This is a genomic window from uncultured Paraglaciecola sp. (assembly GCF_913020055.1).
Classification (GTDB): domain Bacteria; phylum Pseudomonadota; class Gammaproteobacteria; order Enterobacterales; family Alteromonadaceae; genus Paraglaciecola.
The window spans coordinates 1-9,760 of the sequence record NZ_CAJWCF010000133.1 but is presented as its reverse complement, the minus strand read 5'-3'; the positions used below and the strand labels follow the sequence as shown (position 1 = coordinate 9,760).

The following is a 9,760-nucleotide window of genomic DNA, read 5'->3' as shown; positions in this document are numbered from 1 at the left end:
AATGACTTTGAAAGACAAAACAATGAATTACAAAAAGTAGCTTAACTGGGGTGGTCGTTTTAGGTTGACCACGTCACTGAATTACCCACATTTGAACATTCGTTTCTAAATGAGAATACAATGCAAATGATTTATCGTTCTAAAAAGCCTTTTTCAGCGTTAGCTTATGGCATGATGATGGGAAGTGCTGATTATTTTAATGAAAAAATAACAATTGAAATGAAAGATCTTTCTGAAAATGGTGAAAGCCATGTGATTTTTAATTTAACAAAAGTAGTAGGCTAGTAATAGGTTTTGCAAGCTAAGGGATTGTTCAAAGTGTACGGCCAAAGTACATCTTAACTGGGCGGCTCATTTTGTTTAGTGGCTATATAAAACTAATTTTTAGAACATGTGCCAAGGATGGCAGTGTTTGTAACAACACTAACTTAAAATAAGTGAATAAAATCAACGCGGCTAACTCAATAACTCCGTCTTAACACTATCAGCAACAAACGCCACCTCAACACCGTTCAACTGAATTTGCTTAAGTTGCTCAGTAGACAAACCCACTACCTCCCTAGCCAACTTATATTCATCAGCAATCTCAATCCCCGACACGCCTGGATCATCGGTATTTAGGGTCACTACTATGCCTTTTTCAATAAAAGTTTTAATTGGATGATGTGCAATATCAGTACAAGCACCGGTTTGAAAATTAGAGGTAATACAACACTCAATACTAATACCGTTTTTGGCCATAAAATCCATTAAACTATGGTCTTCACGCGCTGCTACGCCATGCCCAATGCGCGTTGCTCCCAACTCTTCAATCGCTTGCCAAATACTGTGCGGCCCATCTGCTTCACCAGCGTGCACAGTGATTTGCCACCCCGCATCTCTGGCTAATTTAAAATGTTGTTTAAATTTGATGGCAGGAAACCCTTTTTCATCACCCGCCAAGTCTAGCGCCACTATATCGTCTTTTGCTCTTAGCAATGCTTGTAACTCTTGTTGGCAACTGGCTTCACCATAACTACGACTTAATATACCAATAAGGTTAACCGGTAAACCGTAAGTTTGACTACCTGCTTTGCAGCCAGCAATCACTGCATCGACCACTTGTTCAATGGGTAAATTGTGCGCCTTTGCCATAAAAACTGGCGAAAAACGCAACTCTGCGTAAGTCAGCCCTGCCCGTTTAGCATCTTCGATATTTTCATAGGCAACGCGATAACAAGCTTGTTCTGAAGCTAATACCGACACACCCAGTTCCATTTTCCGTAGAAAAGCTAAAAGGTCAGTAGTTTTACCTTGGATCTGGATAGCTTGCAGAAGTTCTTTTATGTTTTGCTGCTCTAGTGGAATAGAAAATTTCTGAGCAAGATGCCAAATGGTAGAGGGCCGAATATTACCATCGAGGTGCCGATGTAAGTCTGTTAATGGATAATCAGTATTAATCACAGTTGCTGACTATTCTGGGATATCCAAATTTTGTAACAGCAATACCGCTTGAGTGCGTGTATTAACGTTAAGCTTCCTAAAAACGGCACTGATATGCGCCTTGACCGTTGCTTCTGTAATGCTTAAATCAAAAGCAATCTGTTTGTTAAGTAGACCATTTTGCAATAGTTTTAACACTTGGAATTGTTTAGGAGTCAATTCACCTACTAATTTTGCAACATCTATCACTGGCGCATCGTTTTCAATACAAATTTCAACGCCCTCAGGTAGCCATTTTTCGCCATCCATGATTTGTTTTAGAGCTTCTGCAATTATACTAGTCGGTATCGCTTTTGGTATGAACCCTTTAGCACCTAAATTCATGACTTTAGATACAACCTCACCTGAATCACTCGCCGAAACAACGGCTACAGGTACCTGTGGAAAGTCCTGAGTAACTCGGATCAAACCATAAAAATTTTCACAACCTGGCATATTTAAATCTAACAATACTAAACAAAAATCTGTGTTTTTTTGAAGAGCTTCTAGAGTGGAATCTAAACAATCCGCTTGAACAATATCTATATTTTCAAATAATGGCCGCAGTGCTGAAATTAAAGCTTCCCTAAAAAGAGGATGATCATCTGCTACTAAAAATTTTGCCACTGCACTTACCTGTTTTATTTGTTAATAATGTCTTCAATAATTTAGACTAATACTTTAGTCTAAATTATTGAAGACATTATTAACATTTATTCCATCATTAGTTCAATTAAGTTGCTGTAACACAACATTTATTCAGTCGATTTTCTATTAACACATCTATCACGCTCGGATTTTCCTACACACTGGTATCGGCTACTTGATGATTTAGGTTTTCCGTGACCTAGGTAAAACTCTGCTCATTATGTTTCCAGTTGGTGTTTTGGGTAATCCAGAAGTCCATTGAATTAAACCTGGGTTAGCAATAGTACTTAAAACATTTTTTACCTCTTCATTATTTAATGAAACCGAAATTACCACTCCCAGTTAGTAACAATGGAAATTGCTTGGATGAGATTGCACAGGTAGAATTGCGCGATATTTTTATTGAGGTCAATACGCCATCATGCAAGACGTTAAAGACACCATTTATTCTCAACCACAGCAAGTGGGTGAGTTTCGATTTGACCAGTCGGTGGCCGAGGTCTTTCCTGACATGATCCAGCGATCTGTGCCAGGTTACAGCACAATAGTCGATACTATTGGCCAGATATGCGCTAGGTATGCACAACCACAAAGTAATATTTACGATTTAGGCTGTTCATTAGGAGCGGCAAGCTTAGCCGCTAGCAAATATATTAAAAGTGAACACTGCGAAATTTTGGCTATCGATAACTCCCCCGCCATGGCACAACGTTGCGAGTTACATGTTAAGGCTTTCAAGGCAGCCACGCCTATAACTGTTATTTGCGATGATATACAAAATATAGAGATTAAAAATGCATCATGCGTAGTGATGAATTTCACATTACAATTTATTCCACCTGAGCAACGTCTCAATATCATGAATAAAATTTATGCAGGGTTAAATACAGGTGGTGTTTTATTGTTATCTGAAAAGTTGAGCCATAACACTGAACAAGGTAATGAGTTAGTCATTGACTTACACCACGAATTTAAACGCAGAAATGGTTATAGCGAACTAGAAATCAGTCAAAAACGTACAGCATTAGAAGACGTGATGCGCACCGAAACTTTTGAACAACATAAAGATCGTTTAACTCAAGTAGGCTTTACCGATGTTGTGCGCTGGTTTACTTGTTATAACTTTGCGTCAATGGTTGCTATAAAAGGCTAACCATTCTCTTTACCGTTTTTAATACAATAGGAGGCCACTTGGCTGTTAATTGGTTTAATGATTTTTACAAGCTCGTCGCTGACTCTCCTCTTAGTCATTGGTTAGAAGTATTACCAGCGCAACTAGCCACTTGGCAAAAAGAACAGCTACACGGTGATTTTAATAAATGGGTAAAGTTACTCAATAAATTGCCCAATACCTCACCTTCCACAATTAATCTGTTAGACAAGGTTGAATTTGGTCAATCGGGTGATATCGATGACTACACTCAAAAACAGATTGTTGGCTTGCTCAAACAGTTTATGCCTTGGCGCAAAGGACCGTTTCATATTCAGGGAATTCATATTGATACTGAATGGCGCTCTGACTGGAAATGGGACAGAGTGCAACCACACATCCAGTCCCTTAAAGATCGTTATGTGTTAGATGTAGGTTGCGGCAGTGGTTATCATATGTGGCGTATGTTAGGCGAAGATGCAAAAATGGTGGTAGGTGCAGATCCATCTCAACTTTTTCTCATGCAATTTCAAGCAATAAAACACTTCAACCCTGATCAACGCATTCATTTACTACCTGTTGGTGTGGAGCAATTACCCAAACTCAAAGCCTTTGACACAGTATTTTCTATGGGTGTGTTGTATCACAGACGTAGCCCCATCGACTTTTTATACCAGTTAAAAAACCAGCTACGCAAAGGTGGAGAGTTAGTGCTCGAAACCCTTGTGGTAGAAGGCGATGAGCAAACCGTCTTTATGCCCGGTGAACGTTACGCACAAATGCGCAACGTCTGGTATTTACCCAGTACCGCCGCATTAACTATTTGGATGCAAAAAGTAGGCTTTAAAAATATTCGTGTGGTAGATGTAGCGCCCACAACATTAGAAGAACAAAGAGCCACTGAATGGATGGACAGCCAATCTTTAGTCGATTTTTTAGATCCTAACGATCATACAAAAACCATTGAAGGATACCCTGCTCCGCTAAGAGCTGTATTGGTGGCTGAGTGTTGAGTCATAAAAACTAGGCTTTAATTTGCATTTATAGAACTATAAAAAAGCACACTTTTAATCTATTTGAATGATTAAAGTCTGAATATTGATTGTGAATATACTCCGCTCCCAGATGCTAGACATATAATAATCTCTGACTTGACGGTCGGCTTTGAACTCACAGCGAATTACAGACATTTCTATTTTTCTATAATCGTATGTATTAATTTAGTTAGGACTTTGTAACGTTCAGGCAGTTCTCTATTTTTCTTTTTAACAATATGCAAAGTTTCTATCACTGGTTTATTTGGTTTAAATACTTTTAATAATTGAGCCGGTTGAAAGCTTTCTACTGCACTCCTTGGCAATACGGTAAAGCCAAGTCCCTTAGCTACTGGTTGTAATATTTGGCTGATCTGATTTATATACCCAACTACTGGTATTTCGGAGGTGACTAATTTTTTCAAGCTTTGCTCCGGGCACTGCTCAAAATATATTGATAAATAATGCTCTAAATCAGGGTGAGCAATTAAACCAATATCAGTAAGCATTTTCCCCATATCTACATCACTGTCTACACTACTAGGAAGCACTAAACATAACTCTTCATGCCCCAGCATTTCTATGTCAAATATACTGTTATTAGGTGCTTCGGTAACAACGCCAATATCAATCTTACCTTCTTGAATTTCATTTAATATTTGATGATTTGGGGCCGCTTTTAGCTTCATGACTAAAGATGGATTTTCTATTTGTAAATCCAATAACTTAGGATAGAGGGTTAACGCCATAGCACCAGAACAAGCTATAAAACAATTTCCAGAATAGGGGTCATCAAAAGCCAGTCTCTCTATTAGTTCATGTTCATTTATTGCTAACTTTTGTGCGTAGTTATAAACCAGTCGACCTTGCTCAGTTAACTCAAAGCTCTTTTTATCTCTTCTAATCAGAGTAAACCCACATGCTTGTTCAAGCTTACTGATATGTTGGCTAACACCGGGTTGGGTCATAAACAGTTTCTCTGCTGTTTTAGTAAAGTGGCCAATGTTGAAAAGCGTTACAAAAGTATTCAACCAAACAGGATTAAGCATCTATCACCATTAAATAAAATTATCACTTTAAAAATAATTGATAATTTTATTTAATCAATGAGTTCTCATAGAATAGCTTCATTAACTAATAAACGACTCAGCAAGCTGAAATTGGAGTAAATCATGAAAATGAATCATGTCGGCATTATGGTAGGTAATATGGATAAGGCTGTTGAGTTTTATACTAAAGTACTTGGCCTAAGAATTGTTATGAACAATACCAAAGTACTAGAAGAACGAGAAACGGCTATAGGTAGAATGTGTATTGCGGTTTTTGGTGAAGGCTTTAAAGGTTTTAATATTGCACACTTAGTCACTACCGACGGTATTGGTTTGGAGTTATTTGAAATGAAAGACCGTGATGATCGACATGAAGTAGACTTTTCTCGCTTAGGTATTTTTCACTTCTGCCTACAAACAGATGATTTTGAGGGGGTTATGAAAAAAACGGAAGAGTTTGGCGGTAAAGTAAGAATGGATGTTATGCGTTATCACCCAGAAGATAATACTAAGCAAGCAAAAATGGTTTACTTGGAAGACCCATTTGGTAATTTATTCGAACTTTATTCGCATACATATGAAGAAACTTACGCTTCAGACTATGAATAAAAAATCACTTTAAATTCAAAAGGAGCTACCATCTTTAGTAGCTCTTTTTAACAGTCTGATTATGGCACTTTTGAGACATAAGGCTAATAAAACACTTTTCATTTGAGCTCTAACGAATAACCTAATTTAATTCACAAAAAGTCTAGCTACTCGTTTCGGCATACGTGTAACCAATTCGTACCCTATGGTACCAGCCCAGTTAGCCACTTCATTTGCAGACAAGTCTTTACCCCATAAAATAGCGGTATCGCCAATTTTCACATTGGCTAAATCTGTTACGTCTACCGAGATGAGATCCATCGATACCCTGCCCGCCAGAGGTGCCCGCTGCCCATTAATAAGCACTGGTGTGCCTGACTTTGCGCCGCGCGGATAACCGTCACCATAACCTACGGCAATGGTGGCGATAGTAGACGGTCGCTTTGCAGTCCACGTACATCCATAACCCACAGATTCACCAACAGAAATATCTCGTATCGCTATGACTTGAGACTCAAACGACATAGCAGGTTTAAGATGTTTAGTTTGGTCGTTAAGCTCTGAAAAAGGGCTTAATCCATACAACATGATGCCTGGTCGATTCCAGTCTACTCTGGTTTGCGGCCACGCTAACAACGCGGCTGAATTTGCCATACTGCGCTGCACTTTTTGACTTGTAGTATCAATAATGGGTTGAATGGCGTTTTGAAAACAATCAATTTGTTTAGGTGTGAAGGCTCCACCTACATGATCGGCATGAGCAAAATGGGTCATTAACACAATGTTATTAACGTTTTTTGATGCCGTTAACGCGGCATAAATAGATTCAACTTCTTGAGGTGAAATACCTAACCTATGCATGCCAGTATCGACTTTTAACCAAATATTAATTGGGGAGGCAAGGTTGACTTTAAGTAATTGTTCTAACTGACATTGACTGTGTAAAACAAGCTCACATTGATTAGCCAAAGCAATTTTTAACTCTGTTTGTTCAAAACACCCTTCGAGTAATAAAATGGGTTTAAGCAATCCATTCTCACGCAAAACTAAGGCTTCTTCTAAACAAGACACCGTTAACATCTCTACTTGTGGCTCTAATGCTTTGGCCACCTCTACAGAGCCATGCCCATAGGCATCAGCTTTGACCACTGCAACGGTTTTGGATTGGGGGGCAATAGTTTGGGCTAAGCGGCAATTAGTTTGAATAGCAGCTAAATCGATAATAATTTTAACAGGTCGAGACATACGGCGTATTTACGTTCCAGCTTTAGTTAGGAGAATTTATTTAATAGTTGTATTTATTGGCACAATACAATGATTGCGCAAGTTGCCAAATATCACCAACACTTCCATTACCTACAGGTTGTCCGTCTAGCTCCACTACGGGTGCAATATCTTTACTTGAGCTGGTTAACCAAAGTTCATCAGCTGCATTCACCTCGTTCATATTGATGACTCTTTCTTCTACTTGTAATGTGCCATATTTACGCAAAATATCTAATAACATGTTACGAGTAATACCGGGCAATATTTGGTTATCTAAAGGGGGGGTTATCACTACTTCATCCTTAACAATAAACACGTTACATGCACTGGCTTCGGTCAATTCGTTGTGTTCATTATATAAAATAGTTTCATGCACACCTGCTTCTTGACCTTGCTGAAAATGCATTACATTGCCTAACAATGAGGTTGATTTTATTTGGCAGCGTTTCCAGCGTAAATCTTGGGTACTAGCTACTTTATATTGTTTTACTGTGCTTTTATCTGCTTTCGTGGCAGCTGGGATCTCAAAAGCATAGGCAAACACTGTAGGTTGAATATTATCCGGATAGGCATGGAACCGCTTAACATCTGCTCCACGACTAACATGGAAATACAAACCAAGATTACCTTTGCCATTTTTTTCAATCAGGGTTTGTGCAATATCACGCCAATCATCTACACCTAAGTCTAATTTAATACCAATGGCATTAAGACCATTTTGCATACGTTCAATATGTGGACCAAAACCTACTAATTTAGCATCATAGGATGGCACGACTTCATATATGCCGTCACCAAACAAAAAACCTCGATCCATAGGTGATATTTTGGCTTCAGACATAGCTATAAACTGACCGTCTAAAAATACAATATTGTTTTTGTCCGGCATAACGTTCCAGATAAAGTAGCAGTGACTAATGCGCTAATTATGCCATGAATAAAAAGATCCATTTAGCAAAAAACACATTGTTTTTATATTTCTTAACGTATTGGTCAGTTACAATATGTTTATAATTTCGTTAAAGATAATCAGTAACACATGTCGCAAGTTGGAAAGTTCAATAAACTAGAAGTCGTCAATGAAGTGCCCTTTGGATTCTATCTAGACGCAGGCGATAAAGGTCAAATTTTACTACCGACTAAAAATGCCCCATTAGGCTGTAAGTTGGGCGATACCGTTAATGCGTTTATTTACCACGATAGTGACGACCGCCTTATTGCCACCATAAAACGCCCAAAGGTATTTGTTGATCATTGCGCCTTTTTAAAAGTAGTCAGTGTTACCAAGGTGGGTGTATTTTTAGATTGGGGCTTAGAAAAAGACTTATTAGTGCCCTTTAGCGAACAAGACTACCCCATGTCTGAAGGAGTCTCTTATGTGGTGTATGTGTTCTGCGATGAAGAAACAGGCAGACTTGCTGCATCAACTAAACTTGCAGATTTTTTATATGAAGAATCATGTGAAGAAGGTGGTATGTTTGAACCTAAACAAGAAGTAGAGCTTTTAATTAGTGGGCGCACCGATATGGGCTACAAGGCTGTTATCAATGGTTCACATCTTGGTTTATTGTTTAGAGATGAAGTGTTTCAACCGATTAAAGTGGGGCATTCAGTAAAAGGCTATATCAAACGTGTTCGCGAAGATGGCAAAATTGATTTGTGCTTTCAGTTTCACGACCCTACTGCCCGTAATACCTTAGAAGAACAAATAATCGAAGATTTAATTGCCCATGATGGCTTGTCTACCTTAACCGACAAGAGCCCTCCAGACGAGATTTCAAAACGCTTTAAAGTAAGCAAGAATGTATATAAAAAAGCCATTGGCAATTTGTTTAGGCAAAAACGTATCTTGTTAGACAAAACAAAAATAACGCTGGTTAAGAAGTAGGATACATATGAAAGCAACGGTTAGTTGGCAAAATGATCTTCGGTTTTCCTGTAAAACGGATACAGGTCATACCTTAGAATTAGACGGAAATGGCGAAACGATGTCTCCAATGGAGTCAGTTTTACTGTCTGTCGGAGCATGTTCGTCTATTGATGTGGTCGACATTCTTAAGAAATCTAGAAAACAAGTAGATGATTGTGTATGTCAACTTGATGCAACAAGAGCTGAGGAAGCGCCACGCTTTTTTACTGCCATCCATGCTCATTATATTGTAAAAGGTGAAGGTTTAAGCGAAAAGAATGTCGCTAGAGCCGTTCAATTATCCACTGAAAAATATTGTTCAGTGATGTTGATGCTTGCAGGCAATGTTGAGATCACCACCAGTTATGAGTTAGCTTAAGCTTCAGGCTTCGGGCTCCGGGCTTCGGGCTTCGGGCTTCGGGCTTCGCAGAGTTAGAATGAATATTACTGGCTATCAATCATTATAATTAAACTCAAACTGACCATGACTCTTAAATCTCAGAAACTGAACTGATAACTTGTTTTGAACCTGCAAACGCTTCTGATAACAAAACTCTTAAAGGTAACAGGAAAAATAAAATCGAACAATTCATAACATCGTGGTTACTCAAGCATCAGCAATATGCTTTGATGATCGTTCCCTTGATAGCGTTTC

At 38.6% G+C, this 9,760-nt stretch carries 10 protein-coding genes and 1 pseudogene; 6 read left to right on the top strand and 5 right to left on the bottom strand.

What is annotated here, in order from left to right; genetic code table 11:
• Positions 1-90: 90 nt before the first annotated feature.
• Positions 91-285, top strand: a pseudogene (locus QZ488_RS19835) (heme NO-binding domain-containing protein); the annotation flags it as partial.
• 171 nt (positions 286-456) lie between these two features.
• Here QZ488_RS19835 and add read toward each other — a convergent pair.
• Together add and QZ488_RS19825 are read right to left on the bottom strand one after the other, a co-directional pair.
• Entirely contained in the window at positions 457-1,443 is a 987-nt protein-coding gene (add, locus tag QZ488_RS19830; protein ID WP_293752000.1) for an adenosine deaminase, read from the bottom strand.
• 9 nt (positions 1,444-1,452) lie between these two features.
• Positions 1,453-2,088: a response regulator transcription factor gene (locus QZ488_RS19825; protein ID WP_293751998.1), complete on the bottom strand. Its 636-nt coding sequence runs from the start codon at positions 2,086-2,088 to the stop codon at positions 1,453-1,455.
• A gap of 442 nt (positions 2,089-2,530) precedes the next feature.
• Between QZ488_RS19825 and cmoA the strand changes: the two genes are divergently transcribed.
• Positions 2,531-3,262: a carboxy-S-adenosyl-L-methionine synthase CmoA gene (cmoA, locus tag QZ488_RS19820; protein ID WP_293751996.1), complete on the top strand. Its 732-nt coding sequence runs from the start codon at positions 2,531-2,533 to the stop codon at positions 3,260-3,262.
• Between the two features lie 38 nt (positions 3,263-3,300).
• Positions 3,301-4,272 (top strand): tRNA 5-methoxyuridine(34)/uridine 5-oxyacetic acid(34) synthase CmoB, encoded by a 972-nt coding sequence (gene cmoB, locus QZ488_RS19815; protein ID WP_293751994.1) that lies wholly within the window; start codon positions 3,301-3,303, stop codon positions 4,270-4,272.
• Between the two features lie 179 nt (positions 4,273-4,451).
• Here the strand turns inward: cmoB and QZ488_RS19810 are convergent, their stop codons facing one another.
• Complete coding sequence (locus QZ488_RS19810; RefSeq protein ID WP_293751992.1) at positions 4,452-5,324, bottom strand: LysR family transcriptional regulator; 873 nt, start codon at positions 5,322-5,324, stop codon at positions 4,452-4,454.
• A 141-nt stretch (positions 5,325-5,465) separates the two neighbouring features.
• On the opposite strand from QZ488_RS19810, the gene QZ488_RS19805 reads away from it, so the two are divergent.
• Positions 5,466-5,951, top strand: coding sequence for a VOC family protein (locus QZ488_RS19805; protein ID WP_293751990.1), 486 nt, complete (start codon positions 5,466-5,468; stop codon positions 5,949-5,951).
• A gap of 126 nt (positions 5,952-6,077) precedes the next feature.
• Here QZ488_RS19805 and alr read toward each other — a convergent pair whose 3' ends face one another.
• Positions 6,078-7,175, bottom strand: coding sequence for an alanine racemase (gene alr / locus QZ488_RS19800; protein WP_293751988.1), 1,098 nt, complete (start codon positions 7,173-7,175; stop codon positions 6,078-6,080).
• A 40-nt stretch (positions 7,176-7,215) separates the two neighbouring features.
• Positions 7,216-8,085, bottom strand: a complete 870-nt coding sequence (locus QZ488_RS19795) for an aminotransferase class IV (RefSeq protein ID WP_293751986.1) — start codon at positions 8,083-8,085, stop codon at positions 7,216-7,218.
• Positions 8,086-8,235: 150 nt separating this feature from the next.
• On the opposite strand from QZ488_RS19795, the gene QZ488_RS19790 reads away from it, so the two are divergent.
• A complete protein-coding gene (locus QZ488_RS19790) occupies positions 8,236-9,084 on the top strand; it encodes a S1-like domain-containing RNA-binding protein (RefSeq protein ID WP_293751984.1) in 849 nt (282 codons plus the stop codon).
• Between the two features lie 7 nt (positions 9,085-9,091).
• Complete coding sequence (locus tag QZ488_RS19785) at positions 9,092-9,484, top strand: OsmC family protein (protein ID WP_293751982.1); 393 nt, start codon at positions 9,092-9,094, stop codon at positions 9,482-9,484.
• Positions 9,485-9,760 lie beyond the last annotated feature (276 nt).

What these genes read in the sequence shown, in the direction of transcription:
- alr (WP_293751988.1), bottom strand. Translation starts at nt 7,175, where the DNA reads ATGTCTCGACCTGTTAAAATTATTATCGATTTAGCTGCTATTCAAACT.
- cmoA (WP_293751996.1), top strand. Translation starts at nt 2,531, where the DNA reads ATGCAAGACGTTAAAGACACCATTTATTCTCAACCACAGCAAGTGGGT.
- QZ488_RS19795 (WP_293751986.1), bottom strand. Translation starts at nt 8,085, where the DNA reads ATGCCGGACAAAAACAATATTGTATTTTTAGACGGTCAGTTTATAGCT.
- QZ488_RS19785 (WP_293751982.1), top strand. Translation starts at nt 9,092, where the DNA reads ATGAAAGCAACGGTTAGTTGGCAAAATGATCTTCGGTTTTCCTGTAAA.
- QZ488_RS19805 (WP_293751990.1), top strand. Translation starts at nt 5,466, where the DNA reads ATGAAAATGAATCATGTCGGCATTATGGTAGGTAATATGGATAAGGCT.
- QZ488_RS19790 (WP_293751984.1), top strand. Translation starts at nt 8,236, where the DNA reads ATGTCGCAAGTTGGAAAGTTCAATAAACTAGAAGTCGTCAATGAAGTG.